Raw genomic sequence first — 23,378 nt, forward strand, 5'->3', positions numbered from 1 at the left:
TTTCGATCGCTTTAAAAACAAGTGATTGACGGTTAATCGAGGCGTAAAAATGGACTGGTATCTTAAAGTATTAAAAAACTACATTGGATTTGGCGGCCGCGCCCGGCGCAAAGAGTACTGGATGTTTATTCTGGTCAACATCATCCTGACCGGCGTACTCAGCATTATTGATAAAATGCTCGGATGGCAGCGCGCCGGAGGGGAAGGCATTCTGACGACCATCTATGGCGTGCTGATATTCTTACCGTGGTGGGCGGTGCAGTTTCGTCGATTGCACGACACCGACCGCTCGGCATGGTGGCTGTTATTACTGCTGATCCCCGTGATCGGCTGGCTGGTGATCCTGGTCTTCAATTGCCAGAACGGCACTCCCGGCAATAACCGCTTCGGGCCGGACCCGAAACCGACCTCTTACTGACCATGCGCCCCTCGTCAAAAAGGGGCGCATTTTGTTTTATCTTGCCATAAATAGCTTCGGGATTTCCCGCAGACACCATGATTTTGCCTCACCCATGCTGTCCCGGCGCCAGGCCATAATAATGTCGATCTCGTTGCTGTACTCCGGGCTGACCACCCGCAGGCGCCCTTCGGCAATATCCCGCTCAACCAGCGGATAGGGCATCGTGGCGACGCCCAACCCTGCCAGCAGCGCCTGGCGTTTATCTTCGATCGAGCTCACGGTTAATCGCGGCTGTTTATCAAGCAGCTGCACCGTCAGCACCGGACGTTCGCGGGCGGTGTCCGCCACCGCCACGCCGCGATACTTCACGCGCGTGACTTCAGAAAGCGGCTCAGGCTCGAGGTGAATGGGATGGTCAGGGGCGGCAACGTAGACGCTCATAACCGAATAGAGCTTACGGGAGTTAATTTCCGAGGAGGAACGAAAATGCATATCCGGCGCAACGACAATATCCGCCCGCCCCTGCTCAAGGCGCTCCCATGCCCCGGCCAGCACTTCGGTAATAATCGACAGCTGGGTGTTCGATTTGGTCGCGAGCTTTTCAATTAGCGGAAACAGGTCGGTGGTGGGTACCAGCGCCTCGGTGACGATGGTCAGGTGCGTTTCCCAGCCGCGCGATAGCGCTTCAGCATCGGTTGTCAGCTTATCCGCCGCTTCCAGCAGAACGCGCCCGCGCTCGAGCAGCATTCGGCCAACGTTGGTGAATTTTGTTCGATGACCTGAACGGTCAAACAGAACGACATCCAGCTCTTCTTCCAGCTTTTGCATGGTATAGCTGAGCGCTGAAGGCACTCGACCAAGCTCATCAGCCGCCGCCGCAAAGCTTCCGCGCCGGTCAATCGCATCCATAACGCGTAACGCTTCCAGCGTTAATGCTCTCTCTTTAGCCATCGTTCTCTCATTCAGGAAATTTGAACATACCGGGCAGAATATCTGGCTAACAATACAGCGTCCATACCTTTACCATTGATTTAGTGTAAAGAGAGGTCAAGAAGATGATTACAACCCGAACAGCCAAACAGTGCGGTCAAGCCGACTTCGGCTGGCTGCAGGCCCGCTACACCTTTTCCTTTGGCCACTACTTCGACCCGAAATTGCTAGGTTACGCGTCGCTGCGCGTGCTCAACCAGGAAGTCCTGGCGCCCGGCGCGTCGTTCCAGCCGCGTACCTATCCGAAAGTCGACATTCTGAACCTGATACTGGAAGGTGAAGCGGAATACCGCGACAGCGATGGCAACCATATCCAGGCTAAAGCTGGCGAAGCGCTGCTGATATCCACCCAGCCCGGCGTGAGCTACAGCGAGCACAACCTGAGCAAAGAGAGCTCGCTGACGCGAATCCAGCTGTGGCTGGACGCCTGCCCGCAGCATGAAAACCCGCTGGTGCAAAAAATCGCTATCGCCGAGGGAGCGCAGCAGCTGCTGGCTTCGCCGGACGGCAGCCAGAACAGTCTCCAGCTGCGCCAGCAGGTATGGATCCACCATATCAATCTGGCGAAAGGCGAGCAGCTTAACGTGCAGCTCCACGGCCCACGCGCCTACCTGCAGTCGATTCACGGCACGGTACATGCGCGAGTGCAGGAAGAAGAGAAACAGGCTTTGACCTGCGGTGATGGCGCGTTTATTCGTGACGAAGCTAACATTACCCTCGTTGCCGATACGCCGCTGCGCGCTTTGCTGATAGATTTACCTGTGTAACAACGGCAGTAAGGGAGTGTGTCAGTGGGCAAGAAGAAAACAAAAAAAGCGGTGCTGGCAGCGTCGCAGCCGCAGCCAGAAACCATAACAACGGTTAGCTTTGGTTATGAAGAGATGTTGAGCGAACTGGAGGCGATCGTCGCAGAAGCGGAGATACGGCTCCAGGAAGAAGAAAGCGTCGCCTGACGTCAATATCGGCCCCGGCCGGGGCCGATAAATTTACTCACTCAGCGCCTGAGCTAAATCTTTTTGGACCTGCTTACGCTGTTCTGGCGTCAGGACCTGATTCACATCAAAATAGTACTTCACGCGATAATAGCGGACCTGCTGTTCGACTTTACTAAACGCCGCCAGCTGATCTTTGACCGCTTTTTCATTCCATTTTCCGGAATCAATCACATCAAATAATACGCCGTCTTTAATATCTTTCTGGGAGATCTGCTGAACGTTTTTTTCCAGCTGCTGGTGCAGGCTTTTAATTTTCGTTACCTGATCCTGGGTCAGTTTTAAGTGTTGGACAATCGGATCCTGCGCCGGGACTGGCGCAGCGTTAACATCCGCAGCCTGTGCCGCCATTGAGAAGCCCGTAGCGAGGACGGTTGTCACTGCAATGCGAGTCATTAATTTCATTTTTTGTTTTATCCTGATTAATTATCACCGATGTGGCTGGCTATTATTTTTCATAAGCCGATGACGAAATGTAAAAAATAGTTCGCATAAATGTAGTTAAATCAGGAAATACATAACAAACATGAATACTACAATTGAAGTCATTTATTTTAAATATATTAATTAAGCAAGAAGGACGCATAACCGTATGAGTCATAATGCGGTTGATGGCAAATCTGTTTCCCCCATTGTGCCGCTTTCTTGTCAGGTGGCGGCTGACGCCTTTCCTGATCGACTACATCCGCGCCGTTGCTACAACCCAAAGCAAAAGCCCCGCTATTGCTGGCAGGGGTTGTCTAATAAGTTGAAACGGACCGCTCAGCCGGCTTCGTTCAACCATACGTCAGGTATCTGCGGCGCTGGGGATTGTGTCGCAGACCGTATCTCACTTTGTATGGCAGGGTAAAGCCCGCCAGGTACGTGTCTTTCACACCCAACCGTGTTTTATCGCCAGCATCAAAATCCCTGCAATTACAAAAAATACTATACTAACCAGACCAAGAAGTGCCTCTACATAAAATGGCCTGATAATCCGTTTCGGTAATCCCCGGATGAAATCTTTATCATCATTTTTGGTCAGTATTGAGCTTTTATTCCACAATAGCGGCATAAATATAAACTGCGTTTTTATGCCGTATGCGCCCTTGAAGTAAAGTGAGTTAACGTTCTCGAACAATAATACGGCATCGGGAAGGCTGCCGAACTTCTCTTTGTATAGCTGGCAGATCTCCTTAAATCTCTTTCTGTTCAGAAGTGAGACAATGACACTGGCAATGATGAACACAGTACCAAGGCAAGTAGCCACAAGGAATACTTTATCTGGAGTATTAATCATTGCTGCTTACCTTGTATAAAAGTTCACCGGAGTACTCTCCTACGGCAGATAATGCTTTATCACTCCCGTATGCTATACCACCACTTACGCCGATCGTGCAGAGCAAAGCACCTGCACCACCAGCCTCTATGGTTGCCGCTCCCAGTACTACTGCGCAGATTGAACTTGCAGCGCTGCCTTGAAGAATTCTACTTGCTAAAGCCCCCCCAGCTAAGCTGCCCGCAAACTCACCAATGGAAGTAAACGAGGTTTTGGCACAATCGCGCCCAACGGTGCAGGCTTCCGTAATTTTCGCCGCGGTATCGAGGGCAGACAAGCCAAGGCCTATCTTTCCTGCGGTTTCCATCAGCTTTACGTATTTCGCCAGCTTTTCGATATGAGTGGCGTAACCTTCAATATCGCTAACGCCAGTCTCGTTCCAGCGATGAGTAATTGAACGGCTGGAGAGGCCAAGGGCGCTTTTAAGTTCGGTGTACTCGTTGAACATGAACCGATGGTTCATAAACATTTTGAGGACACTATCAAGCTGAGCAAACAGGCGACGGCGTTCAACGAAGAATTGTTCGCCAATGAGTGTGCCGTTGGTGATGTACTGGTTCTTGTAGGTTTTCTCGATCTCGACAAGGATTTTTTCTACCTGTTCGAAATATCCCTTCGCAGCTTCGGTCGCCTGTCCTGAATATCCATAGGCATCGCTCGCCTTACTGGCGGCAGCGGCGAACATCTCAATGGTGTCTTTATGCTTATAGAGAAAATTGGCCTGTTTGACAGACAGGGGGGCTAATGCTGCATCAATCCGCGCTTTCGCGGCCTGCATGTGGGCAATCTGTTCGTTGTCCTGCTTATCAGGATCAACTACCAGCATAATAGAACCGGCCGGATATCTTTCATCTGGGCCGTTCAACGTGGCAAAGAGTTCTTTCGCACCTGCTGGCGTGCTCTCTGTGAATAACAGACGTTGCCAGGCTTCTGTCGTGCCACCATACGGGATAACGGTAAAACCAGCGTCGATACCTTTGGGTTTATCAGATTTTGGCTCTTTTTTTGTAGATTGTGCGTGCTGGACGGGTTCAGGAAGATTGGCAATCTGCTGCGAGTCAATATTGGTTGGAGTGACTTCATTATCAAGCTCGTAATCATCATCGAAGTTTGAGGGTATAAGGCGCGATCTACATGGGCAAGAACTGCGGCTGTGCAAGGTACCAGCAACTCTCTTACCGTGGATAGTGTCGCGAATCCCTCCCGCAATACGGTAAAGCCCTTCATGTTTGCCGCAGGTTACTCTGTGGCCTTCGCAGGCCATGTCTTTACCAAAATGCTGATGATCGGGACACCCATCAATGATGACGCCACCACAGGCAGTTTTGTCCCCCTGAACAGATAATTACCTTTGACCCCCATTAACGTTTGCTCCCTGGTATGTTCAGGAATCCTTCCGGGATTTCGGGGGCGATCTCGTTGGTATATTGCTGCATAAGTCCCTCTATGTTTTATGAAAACAATCATACTGGTCATTTTACAAACAATAACCATACATTCAATAAGCATTAGACCTAAGCGATGAATCGCCACGGATATTAGAGATGGAACAGCCGTTGGTATGCCTCGTCTGTATCACAGTTTGTGTCGCATTTTCACCTTTAAAGGTCTGAGACATGCCAACGTATTGCTTTAGAAGTAGTTGAAGCTAACCGTTAAGCCGCTTTCTTTTGGGTATAGCATCTTGGACAGTCATTCATCTGCCCTTTGTTTCAACCTGCTATATGAAGCAAAAACCCCCGCCATCGCTGGCAGGGGTTTTCTGAAAAGTTGAAGCTGACCGTTAAGCCGCTTTCTTTTGGGGTATAGCGTCGTGAACAGTCATTCATCTGTCCTGTATTTCAACCTGCCGTATGAAGCAAAAACCCCCGCCATCGCTGGCAGGGGTTTTCTGAAAAGTTGAAGCTGACCGTTAAGCCGCTTTCTTTTAGGTATAGCGTCGTGGACAGTCATTCATCTGCCCTCTGTTTCAACCCGCCATATGAAGCAAAAACCCCCGCCATCGCTGGCAGGGGTTTTGTAGAAAGTATGAAGCTGAACGTTAAGCCGCTTTCTTTTAGGTATAGCGTCGTGGACAGTCATTCATCTGTCCTGTGTTTCAACCCGCCATATGAAGCAAAAACCCCCGCCATCGCTGGCAGGGGTTTTGTAGAAAGTTGAAGCTGACCGTTAAGCCGCTTTCTTTTGGGTACAGCGTCGTGGACAGTCATTCATCTGTCCTGTGTTTTAAACTGCCGTATGAAGCAAAAACCCTCGCCATTTCTGACGAGGGTTTTCTTTGAATGAGGAAGCTGACCGTTAAGCCGCTTTCTTTTGGGTATAGCGTCGTGGACAGTCATTCATCTGCCCTCTGTTTCAACCTTTAGCCGAAAACAAAAACCCCCGCCATTTCTGACGAGGGTTTTCTTTGAATGAGGAAGCTGACCGTTAAGCCGGGTTCTGTCGTGGACAGTCATTCATCTAGGCCAGCAATCGCTCACTGGCTCAAGCAGCCTACCCGGGTTCAGTACGGGCCGTACCTTATGAACCCCTATTTGGCCTTGCTCCGGGTGGAGTTTACCGTGCCGCGAACTGTTACCAGACGCGCGGTGCGCTCTTACCGCACCCTTTCACCCTTACCTGATCCCACTTACGTGGGCCATCGGCGGTTTGCTCTCTGTTGCACTGGTCGTGGGCTTGCGCCCCCCAGGCGTTACCTGGCACCCTGCCCTATGGAGCCCGGACTTTCCTCCCCTCCGCCCGTCTCCCCCGAAGAGGACGACGACGAAGCGGCGACTGTCTGGTCAGCTTCGGCGCGAAGTATAGAGGGTTTACCGACGGTTGTCATCCTTCTGTCGCCATCCCAACCTGCAATGTCGCCGCAATATTACGCGACGCATGATAAATATTGTCCGCCGCGCCGCGAAACGCCTCTTCGAGCGTCGTTACGCTGGTCAGCACGCTAAACACCGCATCAATCCCATACTGGTGAACCACGCCGACGTCCCGGGTCAGACTACCGGCAATGCCAATTACCGGCTTATGATACTTTTTCGCCACGTTCGCCACGCCAACCGGCACTTTACCGTTAATACTCTGGCTATCCAGCCGGCCTTCACCGGTCACCACCAGCGAACAATCGAGGATATGCTCTTCCAGATTCAGCGCCTGGGTCACGATTTCAATCCCGCTGCGTAATTCAGCGTTCAGGAACGCCATCAGCGCTGCGCCCATGCCGCCCGCCGCGCCCGCGCCGGCAACCTGCTTCACATCGACATGCAGATCGGCCTTAATAACGTCCGCATAGTGCGCCAGGTTGCTGTCAAGCTCGCGGATCATCGCTTCGGTAGCCCCTTTCTGCGGACCAAATATCCTTGATGCGCCAGTATCGCCAGTCAGCGGATTGGTGACATCGCAGGCGACCCGAATAGCGCAATCATGCAGTCGCGCGTCAAGACCGGAGAGATCTATCGAATTGAGGCTACACAGACTACCGCCGCCGTTGCCAATCTCCGCGCCATTGGCATCGCAGAGACGCGCGCCCAGCGCCTGAACCATTCCCGCGCCGCCGTCATTGGTGGCGCTGCCGCCAATGCCAATGATGATATTTTTCGCCCCATGATCCAGCGCCTGCAAAATCAGCTCGCCGGTACCGCGCGACGTCGTCAATAGCGGGTTACGCTGAGCGGGCGGAACCAGCCCCAGCCCGCTGGCCGCAGCCATTTCGATAAACGCGGTTTTGCCGTCTCCGGAAAGCCCCCAGCAGGCATTAACCGGAACACCCAGCGGCCCCGTCACGCAGGCGCTCATTTCGGTTCCCTGCGTCGCGGCAATCATCGCCTCAACGGTACCTTCTCCGCCATCGGCGAGAGGAACCTTCACGTAGAGCGCATCGGGGAAAATTTCCCGAAAACCTTTTTCTATAGCCTGAGCAACCTCGGTGGCCGAGAGGCTTTCTTTATAAGAGTCTGGGGCGATTACGATTTTCATAGTTATGTAGCCTGACAGTGCCGCGCGAGGCAAGAATTACAGGGCGCGCATCCGCGCCCTTCTTGTTAGCGAGTGACTTCCACTTTCGCCAGTTTTTCGTAGTAGCATGCAAGCGCGCTGTGGTCGGCGGTACCCAGACCGTCGGCGCGCAGCGCCTGCATCATCTCCATCACCGCGGCGGTCAGCGGCAGCTGGGCGCCCACGCCGTGAGAAGTGTCCAGCGCATTCGCCAGATCTTTGATATGCAGATCGATACGGAAACCCGGCTTGAAGTTGCGGTCCATCACCATTGGCGCTTTGGCATCCAGTACGGTGCTTCCGGCCAGCCCGCCGCGGATGGCCTGATATACCAGATCCGGGTTCACGCCCGCTTTGGTCGCCAACGTCAGCGCTTCGGACATCGCCGCAATGTTCAGCGCCACGATCACCTGGTTGGCCAGCTTGGTCACGTTGCCCGCGCCGATCTCGCCGGTATGCACCACCGAACCCGCCATCGCTTTCAGCAGATCGTAATATTTGTCGAAAATCGCTTTATCACCGCCCACCATCACCGACAGCGTACCGTCGATGGCCTTCGGTTCGCCGCCGCTGACCGGCGCATCCAGCATATCGACGCCTTTCGCTTTCAGCGCTTCGCTGATTTCGCGGCTCGCCAGCGGCGCGATGGAGCTCATATCGATCAGCACGGTGCCCGGCTTCGCGCCTTCAATAATGCCGCCTTCACCCAACGCCACCTCTTTCACGTGCGGGGAGTTCGGCAGCATGGTGATGATCACATCGCACTGCTCGGCAATCGCTTTCGCTGACGCGGCGGTTTCTGCGCCTGCGGCAATCACTTCGGCAATCGCTTCCGGGTTACGGTCAGCAACCACCAACGAGTAACCTGCCTTGAGGAGGTTTTTACTCATTGGTTTACCCATGATACCGAGGCCAATAAAACCAACTTTCATTGTCATGTCTTTATCTCTCTAGTTTCGGTGGTGGTTATTTCTTAAAGGAGTCAGCCAGCTTCTGCGTGGCAGAACGGAAAACGCCCAGGTCGCTGCCGACGGCAACAAAGGTCGCGCCCCATTCCAGATAGCGGCGCGCGTCGGCTTCAACCGGCGCCAGAATGCCGCTCGGCTTACCGTGCTTTTTCGCGCTGGCAAAAATGTGCTGAATAGCTTTCTGCACTTCCGGATGGGAAGCATTGCCCAGATGGCCCAGCGCAGCGGCCAGATCGCTTGGGCCGACAAAAATACCGTCAACGCCCGGCGTGGCGGCTATCGCATCAACGTTATCCACGCCCTGCTGGCTCTCAATTTGCACGAGAATGGTGATGTTGTTGTTCGACTGCGCGAAGTAATCCGGCACGGTGCCAAACATATTGGCGCGGTGCGAGACGGATACACCGCGAATGCCTTCTGGCGGATAGCGGGTTGAGGCGACGGCGTTAACCGCCTGCTCTTCCGTTTCGACAAACGGAATCAGGAAGTTATAAAAACCGATATCCAGCAGACGCTTAATAATCACCGGCTCGTTGGTCGGTACGCGAACGACCGGCGCGCTGGCGCTGCCTTTCAGCGCCATCAGCTGCGGGATAAAGGTTGAGATGTCGTTCGGCGCATGTTCGCCGTCCAGTACCAGCCAGTCGAAACCTGCCAAACCTAAAACTTCGGTGCTAATCGGGCTCGCCAGCGCGGACCAGCAGCCGATCTGAACCTGATGCGCCGCCAGGGCCGCCTTAAATTTGTTCGGGAAGATATCGTTGTTCATCGTTTATACCTTGTCACTTAACCGTTAATTATTTCTGCAGTTCCATGCGTTTGATGTCGCCGACCACAAACAGATAGCAAACCATCGCCATCAGGGCTGAGCATCCGACGAAGACCAGCGCTGCGTTGAATGAGTGCAGCTCGCTCACCAGGTAACCGATAACCAGCGGGGTTACGATGGAAGCGACGTTACCAAATACGTTAAAGACGCCGCCGCACAGGCCGACAATCTCTTTCGGCGCGGTATCGGAAATCACCGGCCAGCCCAGCGCGCCGAACCCTTTACCGAAGAAAGCCAGCGCCATCAGGGTCACCACCAGCGCGGTGTTATCGGTGTAGTTACACAGAATGATGGTGGAAGCCAGCAGCATTCCGAGGACGATCGGCAGCTTACGCGCCACGGTGATGGAAAAACCGCGTTTAATCAGATAGTCGGAGAACACCCCGCCCAGCACGCCGCCGGCAAAACCGCACAGCGCCGGAATCGATGCGACCAGACCCACTTTCAGAATCGACATGCCCTTTTCCTGCACCAGATAAATCGGGAACCAGGTGAGGAAGAACCAGGTGATGGTATTGATAAAATATTGGCCGAAGAACACGCCCAGCATCATGCGGTTGGTCAACAGCTGCTTGATATAGTGCAGTTTAGGTCCGCTGGTCGCCGCGCTGCCGGGCTTTTTATGGTCCATATCAACGACGGCGCCGTTCTCGGAGATAAACTTAAGCTCCTCCTGCGTCATGCGCGGATGGTCGGTGGGGTTATGGATCAGTTTTACCCACAGGCCGGTCAGCACAAAGCCAATCACGCCCATGACGGTGAAGACGTGCTCCCAACCCCAGGCAAAGGTCAGCCAGCCCAGCAGCGGCGAGAACAGCGCCAGGGAGAAATACTGCGCGGAGTTAAAGATCGCAGATGCGGTCCCGCGCTCTTTCGTCGGAAACCACGCCGCGACGATACGGGCGTTTGCCGGGAAAGATGGCGCTTCAGAGAAACCCAGCATAAAGCGCATAAAAAAACATTGAGATACCCGCCCACGCCAGTGGAAACATATCCACAAAGCCTTGCAGGAAGGTAAACAGCGACCAGAAGAACAGGCTGTAAGAGTAGACTTTCTTCGAGCCAAATTTATCGAGCAGCCAGCCGCCGGGGATCTGCATCAGCAGGTAGGCCCAGCCGAAAGCGGAGAAAATATAGCCCATCGAGACCGCGCTCAGCTGCAGCTCTTTCGCCACCTCTGTACCGGCGATCGAGAGCGTCGCCCGGTCGGCATAGTTAACGGCGGTAACAATGAAAATGATCAACAGAATTAAATATCGAGTTGGCACTTCCCTTTTCTGTTCTATCGTTGCATCCAGACTCATCTAATATTCCTCAGGTACAACACACCTTCCATTATTTATTTTGGCGTGATTCTTCATTATTCATAAATCAATATCAGGAGGTATCGATTTACTTATCCGGCGCATTGCAAGCATGACTCAGTATAATCAGCTTGCGAGCGTTAAACACTGTGCATATAACCTGTAAATGGCGTTTAATTATCGTTATTGTTGTGCAAATGCAATAATCAGTGGGCGCTGTTCCACAGTTCCAGCGATTTCCCTCTTTAACGTATTCGCCCGCGCAGCAATGGGTGATTTAGATCACATTTTCAGATTCAAACACCTGACATTCTCTATTTCACAAATCTGCACATCAGAAATTGAATATACCCTAAATATTTCGAGTTGCATGAAGGCGGCAGCGCAGGGAATCCCCAGGAGCTTACTAAAGTAAGTGACTGAGGTGAGCGAGGAAAGCCAACGCACATGCAGCTTGAAATATGACGGATATAAACGTTTTATTTTATTATTCGCACCTTGCTGGAGAATACTGGACAATGGCTGATATTGAAATTAGACAAGAATCGCCAACGGCGTTTTATATAAAAGTACACGAAACGGATAACGTGGCGATTATTGTTAACGATCGAGGTTTAAAGGCCGGAACGCGTTTCCCTGACGGGCTCACGCTCGTTGAACATATCCCGCAAGGCCATAAAGTCGCGCTGGTCGATATTCCCGTCCACGGTGAAATCATCCGCTATGGCGAAGTGATTGGCTATGCGGTACGCGATATTCCGCAGGGCAGCTGGATTGACGAATCGCTGGTCGAACTACCGAAAGCGCCGCCGCTGCATACCCTACCGCTGGCGACCAAAGTCCCGGCGCCGCTGCCGCCGCTGGAAGGCTATACCTTCGAAGGCTATCGCAACGCCGACGGTAGCGTGGGCACCAAAAACCTGCTCGGCATTAGCACCAGCGTGCACTGCGTGGCGGGCGTCGTCGATTATGTGGTGAAAATTATCGAACGCGATCTGCTGCCGAAGTATCCCAACGTCGATGGCGTTGTGGGTCTGAACCACCTGTATGGCTGCGGCGTGGCGATTAACGCCCCGGCGGCGGTCGTCCCGATCCGCACCATTCATAACCTGGCGCTCAATCCAAACTTCGGCGGCGAAGTGATGGTGATTGGCCTTGGCTGCGAAAAACTGCAGCCGGAGCGCCTGCTGGAAGGCACCGACGATGTGAAAAGTATCCCCGTGGATAGCGCCAGCATCGTCAGCCTGCAGGATGAGAAGCACGTCGGTTTTAAATCAATGGTGGATGACATTCTGCAGGTCGCCGAGCGCCACCTGGAGAAGCTGAACCAGCGCCGGCGTGAAACCTGCCCGGCCTCCGAGCTGGTTGTCGGTATGCAGTGCGGCGGCAGCGATGCGTTTTCTGGCGTCACCGCCAACCCGGCGGTGGGCTACGCATCCGATCTGCTGGTGCGCTGCGGGGCGACCGTTATGTTCTCGGAAGTCACCGAAGTGCGCGATGCGATCCATTTGCTGACGCCGCGCGCCATCAACGAAGAAGTCGGAAAACGCCTGCTGGAGGAGATGGCCTGGTACGATAACTATCTCGATATGGGCAAAACCGACCGCAGCGCCAACCCCTCCCCGGGCAACAAGAAAGGCGGCCTGGCGAACGTCGTCGAGAAAGCGCTGGGCTCTATCGCTAAATCCGGGAAGAGCGCGATTGCCGAAGTGCTCTCTCCGGGGCAGCGCCCGACCAAACGCGGGCTGATTTACGCCGCGACGCCGGCGAGCGACTTTGTCTGCGGTACTCAGCAGGTGGCTTCCGGGATCACGGTACAGGTCTTTACTACCGGTCGCGGTACGCCGTACGGCCTGGTCGCCGTGCCGGTCATAAAAATGGCGACGCGTACCGAGCTGGCAAACCGCTGGTATGACTTAATGGATATCAACGCGGGAACCATCGCCACCGGAGAAGAAACCATCGAAGAGGTAGGGCTGAAGTTGTTTGAATTTATTCTTGATGTCGCCAGCGGCCGCAAGAAGACCTTCTCGGATCAGTGGGGATTGCACAATCAGCTGGCGGTGTTTAACCCGGCGCCGGTGACGTGATAATCCTTAGCAGAAAAGCCGGGCGGCGGTGAATGAGCATCGCCCCCGGCGTATCAATATTTACGCATTCACCAGAATGACTTCAACGCCGCTCTTACGCAGCCCCTCCAGGCTTTCTGGCGGGATACCATCATCAACGATGATGGTATCGATCCGCTGAGTGTCGACGATCTTATGCAAGCTGGAACGGTTGAATTTTGTCGAGTCGGTGACCACGATAATGCGCTCCGCAACCTCACACATCCGACGATTTAGTCTGGCCTCGTCTTCATTATGGGTGCTGACGCCCCGCTCCAGATCGATCGCATCAACACCAAGAAACAGCATATCAAAGTGGTAATTTTGCAACGACTGTTCTGCCTGGTCGCCATAGAACGAAAGCGATTGACGACGCAAGTGCCCACCGGTCATCAACAGCTCAACACCATCCGCTTCAAGTAATGCATTAGCAACATTCATACCGTTGGTCATAGCAATAACATCAGTATGCTCGCGCAGCAGACGGGCGATCTCATATGTCGTGGTACCGGAATCGAGAATAACGCGATGCCCCGGCCCGATCAGCGCAACAGCAGCTCCGGCGATACGCCGTTTTATCGCCGTATTCAGCGAGCTTTTATCCTCAACAGAAGGCTCTCCGCCGGGGATATTACTGTCGCAAATCAGTGCACCACCATAAGCCCGAACGGCGATCCCCTGCTTTTCTAGAAACGCAAGATCGTTACGGATCGTCACCGTAGAAACGCCGAACAATTCAGAAAGATCGTTCACCTGCACGCTTCCATGCTGCCGCAACCGCTGGATGATCTGCTCTCGTCTTTCGCTGGTACCGGGTACCCGCTTATCTGCAGCATGGTCTGTGTTGCTCATAAGAAATCCTTTAACTAATTCTTTCGTTTTATTTCGTTTTCCTTATTAACGCCTTTCTTTTACCCGAATGCAAGCCCCGCGATAGGTATCTCAGCCCATAAACTCGCCGCAAAACACTTTCATTATGTTTCTTTTGTGAAACAGATCGGAAAACTATTATCTTTCGTTTTATTTTTATAACACCATGATGCAGTATAAAATGAAACAAAACGAAAGATAATTATCATAACCATCCAACCTGGAGAGGAAAGTGAAACATCTGACGACTATGGTGGAACAGCATAAACGGGGGAAAGCAAACGGTATATATGCCGTTTGTTCGGCGCATCCACTAGTTCTGGAGTCTGCAATACGCTACGCACATGCTAACCGAACTCCTCTGCTGATCGAGGCAACCTCCAATCAGGTTGATCAGTTTGGCGGTTATACGGGAATGACCCCAGCTGATTTTCGCCACTTTGTCTGCCAACTGGCCAACTCGCTTGATTTCCCCGAAGAGCAGTTAATTCTGGGCGGCGACCATCTCGGCCCAAATCGTTGGCAGCATCTGCCAGCAGAGCAGGCGATGGCCAATGCTGACGGTTTGATCAAAAGCTACGTGGCTTCTGGATTTAAAAAAATCCATCTTGATTGCAGCATGTCCTGTCAGGGCGATCCGGTTCCGCTAACCGATGCTATCGTCGCTGAACGTGCTGCACGTCTGGCAAAGATTGCCGAGGAAACCTGCGTGGAGCAGTTCGGCGAATCGGATCTCGTCTACGTCATTGGCACCGAAGTGCCTGTACCAGGCGGTGCCCACGAAACATTAGCCGAGCTAGAGGTCACTACACCCGATGCGGCACGCGCCACGCTGAAAGCCCATCGCCATGCGTTTGAAAAACTGGGTCTGGATACCATCTGGTCCCGCATCATTGCCCTGGTTGTGCAACCCGGCGTCGAGTTCGATCATACGCACATCATAGATTACCAACCGCAAAAAGCCGTCGCTCTGAGCAAAATGGTTGAAGCTTACGACACGTTGGTATTCGAAGCACACTCCACGGATTACCAGACGCCGCAATCTTTGCGCCAGCTAGTGAAAGATCACTTCGCCATTCTGAAAGTTGGTCCGGCGTTGACTTTCGCCCTGCGCGAAGCGCTGTTCTCGCTAGCAGCCATTGAGGAGGAGCTGTTGCCGGCCAAAGCCTGCTCTGGCCTGCGTCACGTACTTGAGAGCGTAATGCTAGATCGCCCGGAATACTGGCAAAGCCACTATCACGGCGATGGCAACGCACGTCGTCTGGCCCGCGGCTACAGCTATTCCGATCGCGTTCGTTATTACTGGCCGGACAGCCAGATTGATGACGCATTCGAAAGATTGGTTCGCAATCTGGCGGGTGAGCCAATCCCGCTACCGCTTATCAGCCAGTATTTACCTTTGCAGTACGTAAAAGTACGCGAGGGAGATCTCAGTGCCACGCCGCGGGAACTCATCATGAGCCACATTCAGGACATACTGCAGCAGTACCATGCCGCCTGTCAGGGCGTTACTTCCATAACGGATAACAACTAAGAGGAAAACGCTATGCCAAATATCGTACTGAGTCGTATTGACGAAAGACTCATCCATGGCCAGGTAGGCGTACAGTGGGTCGGATTTGCGGGGGCAAATCTGGTACTGGTCGCTAATGATGAAGTCGCTGAAGACACCGTGCAGCAGAATCTGATGGAAATGGTTTTGGCCGAAGGGATTGCCGTACGTTTCTGGTCGCTGCAAAAAACGATCGATAACATTCACCGCGCCGCCGACCGGCAGAAAATTTTACTGGTATGCAGAACACCGACTGATTTTCTCAAGCTGGTCGAAGGCGGTGTGCCCGTCACACGCATCAATGTGGGAAACATGCATTACGCCGAAGGTAAAAAACAAATTGCCAAAACTGTTTCTGTCGACGCGAACGATATCAGCGCCTTTAACGGTCTGAAAGCGTCCGGAGTGGAATGCTTCGTTCAGGGTGTCCCGACAGAACCTGCTTTGGATCTCTTTAAACTACTTTGAGGGATTCACAATGGAAATTAGTCTGTTGCAGGCTTTTGCATTAGGTATTCTCGCCTTTATTGCCGGCCTCGATATGTTCAACGGTTTAACACACATGCACCGTCCAGTGGTACTTGGGCCGCTGGTTGGTCTGATACTGGGCGATCTGCATACCGGTATTTTAACCGGCGGCACGCTGGAACTGGTGTGGATGGGTCTGGCGCCGCTCGCTGGCGCTCAGCCGCCTAACGTCATTATTGGCACTATCGTGGGAACAACTTTTGCCATAACCACCGGCGTGAAACCTGACGTGGCTGTAGGGGTCGCCGTACCGTTTGCCGTCGCAGTACAAATGGGCATTACCTTCCTGTTCTCCGTCATGTCCGGCGTGATGTCCCGCTGCGATCGCATGGCCGCAAATGCCGATACAGCAGGTATTGAACGGGTTAACTATCTGGCGCTGCTGGCGCTAGGCATTTTCTACTTCCTTTGCGCTTTCCTGCCAATTTACTTCGGAGCAGAACACGCGAAAACCGCCATTGATGTGCTGCCCGAACGTCTGATTGACGGCCTGGGCGTTGCAGGCGGCATCATGCCCGCTATCGGCTTTGCCGTACTGCTAAAAATCATGCTGAAAAACGTCTATATCCCTTATTTCATCATAGGTTTCGTTGCCGCGGCCTGGCTCAAGCTTCCGGTCCTGGCTATCGCCGCGGCCGCGCTGGCAATGGCGCTGATCGATCTGCTGCGTAAATCTCCCGAACCGACTAAACCAGCGGCACAGAAAGAGGAATTCGAAGATGGCATCTAACCAACATACCTTGTCGAATACGACTGAAAATGAAGAAACGCTGCTCACCGGGGTGAATGAAAACGTCTATGAAGATCAGAATATTGGCGCCGATCTCACTAAAAAAGACATTAACCGCGTGGCCTGGCGTTCCATGCTGCTGCAGGCTTCTTTTAACTATGAGCGTATGCAGGCATCTGGTTGGCTATACGGTCTGCTACCCGCGTTGAAAAAGATCCATACCAACAAACGCGATTTGGCCCGAGCCATGAAAGGCCATATGGGATTCTTTAATACCCATCCTTTCCTGGTGACGTTTGTTATTGGCATCATTCTGGCAATGGAACGCTCCAAGCAGGATGTCAACAGCATCCAAAGCACCAAAATCGCCGTTGGCGCACCGCTCGGTGGGATTGGCGATGCCATGTTCTGGCTGACGCTGTTGCCGATCTGCGGCGGGATAGGAGCCAGCCTGGCGCTGCAAGGCTCTATCCTTGGCGCAATAGTCTTTATCGTGTTGTTTAACGTCGTCCATCTCGGTCTACGCTTTGGTCTGGCGCACTATGCATATCGAATGGGCGTCGCAGCAATTCCGCTTATCAAAGCGAACACAAAGAAAGTGGGTCATGCGGCGTCAATCGTTGGGATGACGGTCATTGGGGCGCTGGTAGCAACCTATGTTCGCCTGAATACGACGCTCGAAATCAAGGCCGGCGATGCGGTGGTTAAACTGCAGGCCGACGTTATTGATAAATTGATGCCCGCATTTTTGCCGCTGGTCTATACCCTGACCATGTACTGGCTGGTACGCAGAGGCTGGAGTCCGCTGCGCCTTATTGGCATCACCGTGGTTCTGGGCGTCGTCGGTAAATTCTGTCACTTCCTGTAAAGCAAAAGAGGTCAGAGATGTTAGGTATCATTTTGACGGGGCATGGCGGATTTGCCAGCGGCATGGAAAAAGCGATGAAGCAGATCCTCGGCGAGCAGTCTCACTTTATCGCTATCGATTTTCCTGAGACTTCCACCACCGCGCTGCTTACCTCGCAGCTTGAGCAGGCTGTTGGAGAACTGGACGGCGAAGAAGGCCTCATATTCCTGACCGACCTGCTCGGCGGGACGCCATTCCGCGTTGCATCAACACTGGCGATGCAAAAAACCGGCCGTGAAGTGATTACCGGCACCAACCTGCAGCTACTGCTGGAAATGGTGCTGGATCGCGATGAACTCAGCGGCGAGGCGTTTCGCATACAGGCCCTGGAGTGCGGGCACCGTGGCTTGACCAGTCTGGTGGACGAGCTAGGACGCTGTCGCGAAGAGAGCACCGCCGAGGAAGGGATATGACACAAATTCTGCGCGCCAGACGTCTGCTGACGGAACAAGGCTGGCTGGACGATCATCAACTGCGTATTGAAGAGGGTGTCATTACGGCAATAGAGCCTATCTCCATGGGAACCATGCTCCGTGATGCTGAGCTACTCGCTCCCGCTTACATCGATACTCACGTCCACGGTGGCGCCGGGGTCGATGTGATGGACGATGCTCCGGATGTACTTGATAAACTAGCCATGCACAAAGCACGTGAAGGGGTTGCCGGCTGGCTCCCCACCACCGTTACGGCTCCGTTAGAGACGATACCCCGAGTGCTGGCGCGTATAGCGCAACGCTGCTATTCCAGAGGTCCCGGAGCGCAGGTGCTGGGAAGCTATCTGGAAGGTCCTTATTTTACGCCGCAGAACAAAGGCGCTCATCCTGCGGAATGGTTCCGCGAACTGGATCTCGCAGAACTGGATGAAATGATAGCCATTTCTCGCGATACCCTGCGCGTGGTTGCGCTGGCACCGGAAAAAACCGGAGCACTTCAGGCGATTAACCATCTGAAGCATCGAGGTCTGCGGGTAATGTTGGGGCATAGCGCGGCGACCTGCGAGCAAACCCGGAGCGCTTTTGATGCCGGTGCGGACGGGCTGGTGCATTGCTATAACGGTATGACGGGATTACACCATAGGGAACCGGGCATGGTTGGCGCAGGGTTAACCGACGCACGTGCATGGCTGGAACTTATCGCCGACGGACACCACGTTCACCCCACTGCCATGAAGCTATGCTGCTGCTGCGCGCAAGACCGGATAGTACTAATTACCGATGCGATGCAGGCCGCGGGAATGCCTGACGGGAGCTATACCTTATGCGGCCAAAAGGTAGAGATGCGTGGTGGTATTGTGCGGACCGCTTCCGGTAGTCTGGCGGGCAGTACGCTTTCGGTAGATGCGGCGGTTCGTAATATGGTCGAACTCACCGGTATCTCCCCTGAGAATGCTATCCATATGGCTTCACTACATCCAGCCCGTCTGCTGGGAATCGACCATCAGTTAGGTTCGCTAAAGGCCGGTAAACGCGCCAGCGCCATCGCCCTCAACGGTGGACTGCATTTACAAGGGATATGGATTCAGGGCCAGGTTTTCCCTCTATAGCCCTTCATTAAACGTCATAGTGGCCTTCGACTTACGATCGCAAGGCCTTTACTTTCTTTTCCTTTCGTAAAACAAAACTCTCACGTTGATTTCATGGGATTTATTATCCATTTATCAATTACATATATAAAACCCCCGCTCCCTCGATCACAAATTTCGTTTTATTTCATTTTGCATCATTGAACTTTCGATTTCTTTCCTATAAATTTTAATCAATCGATCACATGAACAAGTGAAACAAAACGAAAGATAGCGACAATTTGCCAGCGTCTGATGTGGAGTTCACAAGATAAGGACTTACGTTATGTCAGAAATTTATACCCCTGCTGCCGCGGCGACCGGAACCTGGACAGAAGAAGAGATTCGTCAGCAGCCTGTCTGTTGGATGCACTCACTGAAAAACATCGACAATATTCGTCCGGCGATCGACAACTTTCTCACGCCACTGCTGCATAAAAACGATCTGCGGATCATCCTGACCGGAGCTGGCACTTCGGCATTTATCGGCGAAATCATCGCTCCATGGCTTGCTAATCACAGCGCAAAAAACATTAGCGCGGTACCAACTACCGATCTAGTTACCAATCCGATGGATTACCTGAACCCGGCGCATCCGCTACTGCTGGTCTCCTTCGCCCGTTCCGGCAACAGCCCGGAGAGCGTAGCCGCCGTTGAGCTGGCAAACCAGTTCGTCCCGGAGTGCTATCACCTTTCAATTACCTGCAACGAAGCGGGTAGCCTTTATCAAAACGCTCTTGAGAACGGGAACGCCTTTGCGCTATTGATGCCAGCAGAAACGCACGATCGCGGCTTTGCGATGACCAGCAGTATTACCACAATGATGGCCAGTTGCCTGGCGGCCTTTGCGCCAGAAGTTATTAACAGCCAGACATTCCGCGATGTGGCCGATCGCTGCCACGCAATACTGACCTCACTCGGCGATTTCAGCCACGGCGTATTTGGCAGCGAGCCCTGGAAGCGGATCGTTTATCTCGGCAGCGGTGGGTTACAGGGCGCTGCGCGTGAATCGGCGTTAAAGGTCCTGGAGCTAACGGCGGGTAAGCTGGCAGCGTTCTATGACTCACCGACCGGTTTCCGCCATGGACCAAAATCACTGGTCGATAACGAAACGCTGGTTGTGGTGTATATATCTAGCCACCCCTACACCCGCCAATACGATCTCGACCTGCTGGCAGAACTACGGCGCGATCGGCAGGCCATGCGTGTGGTGGCCATCGCCGCGGAGAGCGATGCCGTTATTGAAGCTGGCCCACATATCCTTCTGCCGCCAGCGCGTCACTTCGTTGATGTAGAACTGGCCTTCTGCTTCCTGATGTACGCCCAGGTATTCGCCCTTACGCAGTCGATCGCCGTAGGAAATACGCCGGATACCCCCTCCGCCAGCGGCACGGTTAACCGCGTAGTGCAGGGCGTCGTTATTCATCCATGGCTGGCTTAAGAGGATCCGATCATGAGCATTATTTCTACCAAGTATCTCCTGCAGGATGCCCAGGCAAAAGGCTACGCGGTACCCGCGTTCAACATCCATAACGCCGAAACGATCCAGGCGATTCTGGAAGTGTGCAGCGAAATGCAATCACCCGTGATCCTCGCCGGAACCCCGGGTACTTTTAAGCATATTGCGCTGGAGGAGATCTACGCGCTATGCCGCGCCTACTCCACCAGTTTCGGCATTCCGCTGGCTCTGCATCTCGATCACCATGAATCGCTGGAAGATATTCGCCGGAAAGTGGACGCAGGCGTACGCAGCGCCATGATCGACGGCAGCCACTTCCCGTTTGAAGAGAATGTGAAACTGGTAAAATCGGTGGTGGATTTTTGCCATGCCCGCGACTGTAGTGTAGAAGCTGAACTCGGACGCCTGGGTGGAGTAGAAGACGACATGAGTGTGGATGCGGAAAGCGCGTTTTTGACCGATCCGCAGGAAGCCAAACGTTTTATTGAGCTAACGGGCGTAGATAGCCTGGCCGTAGCGATTGGTACGGCTCATGGCCTTTACACCAAAAAACCCAAAATCGACTTCCAGCGTCTGGCGGAAATCCGTGAAGTGGTGGATATTCCGCTGGTACTCCATGGCGCAAGCGATGTGCCTGATGAGTATGTTCGCCGCACCATCGAACTGGGTGTGTGCAAAGTCAATGTCGCTACTGAACTGAAAATCGCCTTTGCTGCTGCGGTGAAAAAATGGTTTGCCGAAAACCCGCAAGGTAACGATCCGCGTTATTACATGCGCGTTGGCATGAACGCGATGAAAGAGGTGGTACGCAGTAAGATCGCCGTATGCGGGTCAGCCAACCGCCTTTTACAAATCGCCGAAGCCTGAGTGTAGCCAGCCTCCCCCTTACCAAAGCGTTAACCCAATGGAGGCTAACGCTGCTTACCTCTGAAAAAAAACGAAAACAAGGACTTTTCTCATGAAAAAAACGCTCAATGTTTCGTTACTGGCTCTGCTTATTTCCAACGGGGCTTTCGCCGCCCAATATGCACTGGATAGCGAATACCTTGCCGTTTCATTTAACGATGCGAATTCTGTGATGGCGCTTAAAGACGTTAAATCACAGCATCAGCTTTCACCCGAAGAGCTTTTCTTTCTTACTCTTCCGGATGAAGCGGTCATTCACGCCGCTGACTTTAAAATAAAGCATGTGGATAAGAAAGATAACACCATTATCATTGATTATGCTCATCCGGATTTTAACGTCGAGGTAAAACTGAATCTGGTTAAAGATAAATACGCCAGCATTGATTATACGATTACCGCCCTCGGGAAGGCGCAAGAGGTCTCTAAAATCACGTTTTTCCCCACCAGAAAACAGTCACAAGCCCCGTGGGTAGAAGGCTCAATAAATAGCTCGCCGATTATTGCTGATTCATTTTTTATATTGCCGAATAAACCCGTAGTGAACACCTGGGCTTATGAAGCAACCACCAATCTTAATGTTGAACTAAAAACACCTTTACAGCCAGGCACCGCCGTTAGCTATACCACCTGGTTCGGTACATTCCCGGAAATCAACCAGCTACGCCGAAGCGTCAACCAGTTTATCAATGCGGTTCGCCCGCGGCCCTATAAGCCCTATCTGCACTACAACAGCTGGATGGATATTGGATTCTTTACCACCTATACCGAACCCGAAGTTCTACAGCGTATGGATGAATGGAATAAGGAATTCATTACCGGACGCGGTGTAATGCTGGATGCCTTCCTGTTAGATGATGGCTGGGATGATCGGACCGGAAGATGGTTATTTGGCCCGGCTTTTAGCAACGGATTCAGTAAGGTAAGAGAAAAAGCCGATAGCTTGCATAGTTCAATCGGACTCTGGCTTTCTCCCTGGGGCGGATATAACAAGCCGCGGGATATTCGCGTATCCCATGCTAAAGAATATGGCTTCGAAACCGTCGATGGAAAATTTGCGCTCTCCGGCCCTAACTATTTTAAAAACTTTAATGCACAGATTATTAATTTAATTAAAGAAGAGCATATCACTTCATTTAAACTGGATGGTATGGGGAACGCAAATTCACATATTAAAGGTAGTGAGTTCGCATCTGACTTCGATGCGTCAATTGCCCTACTTCATAATATGCGTAGCGCCAACCCAAATCAGTTTATTAATTTAACCACCGGGACCAACGCCAGCCCCTCATGGCTGTTCTATGCTGACGCTATCTGGCGTCAGGGTGATGACATTAATCTCTACGGTCCCGGCACGCCAGTACAGCAATGGATGACTTATCGGGATGCAGAAACCTGGCGCTCTATCGTACGAAAAGGTCCACTATTTCCACTTAACTCACTGATGTACCACGGCATAGTTAGCGCTGAAAACGCCTATTACGGGCTTGAGAAGGTACAAACGGATAGCGACTTTGCCGATCAAGTATGGAGCTATTTCGCTACCGGCACCCAGCTACAAGAGCTTTACATCACACCGTCCATGCTCAATAAAGCGAAATGGGATGTCCTGGCGCAGGCGGCAAAATGGTCCCGCGCTAACGCCGATATATTAGTCGATACCCACTGGGTGGGCGGCGATCCTACTGCGCTGGAAGTGTATGGTTGGGCATCCTGGAGCAAAGAAAAAGCTATCCTGGGGATACGTAACCCATCGGATAAACCGCAGCAATACTACCTCGACCTGACGAAAGCATTTGAGCTTCCGCATGGGGCAACCTCAAACTTCACGTTAAGAAGCATCTACGGGAGCAATTCGACATTCCCTGATAAATACCAGGCCCCAATTGTCGTCACGTTGCAGCCATTACAGATGCTTGTATTCGAAGCAACCCCCGCTAAATAAGGTATTGACCCGGGCAATCGCCCGGGC

At 52.8% G+C, this 23,378-nt stretch carries 21 protein-coding genes, 1 other RNA gene and 1 pseudogene; 13 read left to right on the forward strand and 10 right to left on the reverse strand.

Annotation, left to right across the window (positions count from 1 at the left end):
- The first annotated feature begins 49 nt into the window (after window positions 1-49).
- Window positions 50-418 carry a DUF805 domain-containing protein gene (locus CDA56_RS11740; RefSeq protein WP_004105984.1) on the forward strand — a complete coding sequence of 123 codons (369 nt, stop codon included), beginning with the start codon at window positions 50-52 and terminating at the stop codon, window positions 416-418.
- Window positions 419-454: 36 nt separating this feature from the next.
- Here the strand turns inward: CDA56_RS11740 and CDA56_RS11745 are convergent, their stop codons facing one another.
- Complete coding sequence (locus CDA56_RS11745) at window positions 455-1,351, reverse strand: LysR family transcriptional regulator (protein WP_014226944.1); 897 nt, start codon at window positions 1,349-1,351, stop codon at window positions 455-457.
- A gap of 104 nt (window positions 1,352-1,455) precedes the next feature.
- Here CDA56_RS11745 and CDA56_RS11750 point away from each other — a divergent pair, with 104 nt between their 5' ends.
- Both CDA56_RS11750 and CDA56_RS30900 read left to right on the forward strand, forming a co-directional pair.
- Window positions 1,456-2,157, forward strand: a complete 702-nt coding sequence (locus CDA56_RS11750; protein WP_014226945.1) for a pirin family protein — start codon at window positions 1,456-1,458, stop codon at window positions 2,155-2,157.
- Window positions 2,158-2,181: 24 nt separating this feature from the next.
- Window positions 2,182-2,343 carry a hypothetical protein gene (locus tag CDA56_RS30900; RefSeq protein ID WP_162934508.1) on the forward strand — a complete coding sequence of 54 codons (162 nt, stop codon included), beginning with the start codon at window positions 2,182-2,184 and terminating at the stop codon, window positions 2,341-2,343.
- 33 nt (window positions 2,344-2,376) lie between these two features.
- Here the strand turns inward: CDA56_RS30900 and CDA56_RS11755 are convergent, their stop codons facing one another.
- The 8 genes and pseudogenes from CDA56_RS11755 to garP form a co-directional block, all read right to left on the reverse strand.
- Window positions 2,377-2,787, reverse strand: coding sequence for a Spy/CpxP family protein refolding chaperone (locus tag CDA56_RS11755; protein WP_032751388.1), 411 nt, complete (start codon window positions 2,785-2,787; stop codon window positions 2,377-2,379).
- A gap of 466 nt (window positions 2,788-3,253) precedes the next feature.
- Window positions 3,254-3,661 (reverse strand): hypothetical protein, encoded by a 408-nt coding sequence (locus tag CDA56_RS11760; RefSeq protein WP_032751389.1) that lies wholly within the window; start codon window positions 3,659-3,661, stop codon window positions 3,254-3,256.
- Window positions 3,654-5,006: a PAAR domain-containing protein gene (locus tag CDA56_RS11765; RefSeq protein ID WP_104011365.1), complete on the reverse strand. Its 1,353-nt coding sequence runs from the start codon at window positions 5,004-5,006 to the stop codon at window positions 3,654-3,656. Before CDA56_RS11765 ends, CDA56_RS11760 begins: the two co-directional genes overlap by 8 nt.
- A gap of 1,106 nt (window positions 5,007-6,112) precedes the next feature.
- Window positions 6,113-6,491: RNase P RNA component class A (gene rnpB / locus CDA56_RS11775), an RNA gene on the reverse strand.
- Between the two features lie 32 nt (window positions 6,492-6,523).
- Complete coding sequence (garK, locus tag CDA56_RS11780; RefSeq protein WP_025108329.1) at window positions 6,524-7,669, reverse strand: glycerate 2-kinase; 1,146 nt, start codon at window positions 7,667-7,669, stop codon at window positions 6,524-6,526.
- Between the two features lie 65 nt (window positions 7,670-7,734).
- The gene (gene garR, locus CDA56_RS11785) at window positions 7,735-8,625 is read right to left on the reverse strand and encodes a 2-hydroxy-3-oxopropionate reductase (protein ID WP_004105999.1); all 891 of its coding nucleotides are present in this window, start codon (window positions 8,623-8,625) and stop codon (window positions 7,735-7,737) included.
- 28 nt (window positions 8,626-8,653) lie between these two features.
- Entirely contained in the window at window positions 8,654-9,424 is a 771-nt protein-coding gene (gene garL / locus CDA56_RS11790) for a 2-dehydro-3-deoxyglucarate aldolase (RefSeq protein WP_025108328.1), read from the reverse strand.
- A gap of 28 nt (window positions 9,425-9,452) precedes the next feature.
- A pseudogene (gene garP / locus CDA56_RS11795) lies at window positions 9,453-10,788 on the reverse strand (galactarate/glucarate/glycerate transporter GarP).
- A gap of 518 nt (window positions 10,789-11,306) precedes the next feature.
- Here garP and garD point away from each other — a divergent pair.
- Window positions 11,307-12,878 carry a galactarate dehydratase gene (gene garD, locus CDA56_RS11805; protein ID WP_025108326.1) on the forward strand — a complete coding sequence of 524 codons (1,572 nt, stop codon included), beginning with the start codon at window positions 11,307-11,309 and terminating at the stop codon, window positions 12,876-12,878.
- A 60-nt stretch (window positions 12,879-12,938) separates the two neighbouring features.
- On the opposite strand, the gene CDA56_RS11810 is transcribed toward garD, so the two are convergent.
- A complete protein-coding gene (locus CDA56_RS11810) occupies window positions 12,939-13,748 on the reverse strand; it encodes a DeoR family transcriptional regulator (protein ID WP_025108325.1) in 810 nt (269 codons plus the stop codon).
- Between the two features lie 250 nt (window positions 13,749-13,998).
- On the opposite strand from CDA56_RS11810, the gene kbaZ reads away from it, so the two are divergent.
- The 9 genes from kbaZ to CDA56_RS11855 all read left to right on the forward strand — a co-directional run bounded on the left by kbaZ (window position 13,999) and on the right by CDA56_RS11855 (window position 23,351).
- Complete coding sequence (gene kbaZ, locus CDA56_RS11815) at window positions 13,999-15,300, forward strand: tagatose-bisphosphate aldolase subunit KbaZ (RefSeq protein WP_038423717.1); 1,302 nt, start codon at window positions 13,999-14,001, stop codon at window positions 15,298-15,300.
- 12 nt (window positions 15,301-15,312) lie between these two features.
- Window positions 15,313-15,786, forward strand: coding sequence for a PTS N-acetylgalactosamine transporter subunit IIB (gene agaV / locus CDA56_RS11820; protein ID WP_038423719.1), 474 nt, complete (start codon window positions 15,313-15,315; stop codon window positions 15,784-15,786).
- Window positions 15,787-15,796: 10 nt separating this feature from the next.
- A complete protein-coding gene (gene agaW, locus CDA56_RS11825; RefSeq protein WP_009651887.1) occupies window positions 15,797-16,576 on the forward strand; it encodes a PTS N-acetylgalactosamine transporter subunit IIC in 780 nt (259 codons plus the stop codon).
- On the forward strand, window positions 16,566-17,444 hold the full coding sequence (gene agaE / locus CDA56_RS11830; RefSeq protein ID WP_004125554.1) for a PTS N-acetylgalactosamine transporter subunit IID: 879 nt from the start codon (window positions 16,566-16,568) through the stop codon (window positions 17,442-17,444). Before agaW ends, agaE begins: the two co-directional genes overlap by 11 nt.
- Before the next feature lie 17 nt (window positions 17,445-17,461).
- Window positions 17,462-17,896, forward strand: coding sequence for a PTS galactosamine/N-acetylgalactosamine transporter subunit IIA (gene agaF, locus CDA56_RS11835; protein ID WP_004125557.1), 435 nt, complete (start codon window positions 17,462-17,464; stop codon window positions 17,894-17,896).
- Entirely contained in the window at window positions 17,893-19,026 is a 1,134-nt protein-coding gene (nagA, locus tag CDA56_RS11840) for an N-acetylglucosamine-6-phosphate deacetylase (RefSeq protein ID WP_103814279.1), read from the forward strand. Before agaF ends, nagA begins: the two co-directional genes overlap by 4 nt.
- A gap of 304 nt (window positions 19,027-19,330) precedes the next feature.
- On the forward strand, window positions 19,331-20,485 hold the full coding sequence (locus tag CDA56_RS11845) for an SIS domain-containing protein (protein ID WP_025108320.1): 1,155 nt from the start codon (window positions 19,331-19,333) through the stop codon (window positions 20,483-20,485).
- Window positions 20,486-20,497: 12 nt separating this feature from the next.
- Window positions 20,498-21,370, forward strand: coding sequence for a tagatose-bisphosphate aldolase subunit KbaY (gene kbaY / locus CDA56_RS11850; RefSeq protein WP_004125566.1), 873 nt, complete (start codon window positions 20,498-20,500; stop codon window positions 21,368-21,370).
- 91 nt (window positions 21,371-21,461) lie between these two features.
- Window positions 21,462-23,351, forward strand: a complete 1,890-nt coding sequence (locus CDA56_RS11855; RefSeq protein WP_103814281.1) for an alpha-galactosidase — start codon at window positions 21,462-21,464, stop codon at window positions 23,349-23,351.
- The last annotated feature ends 27 nt before the right edge of the window (window positions 23,352-23,378 follow it).

Origin of the sequence: Klebsiella michiganensis (assembly GCF_002925905.1) — a bacterium.
Taxonomy (GTDB): Bacteria; Pseudomonadota; Gammaproteobacteria; order Enterobacterales; family Enterobacteriaceae; genus Klebsiella; species Klebsiella michiganensis.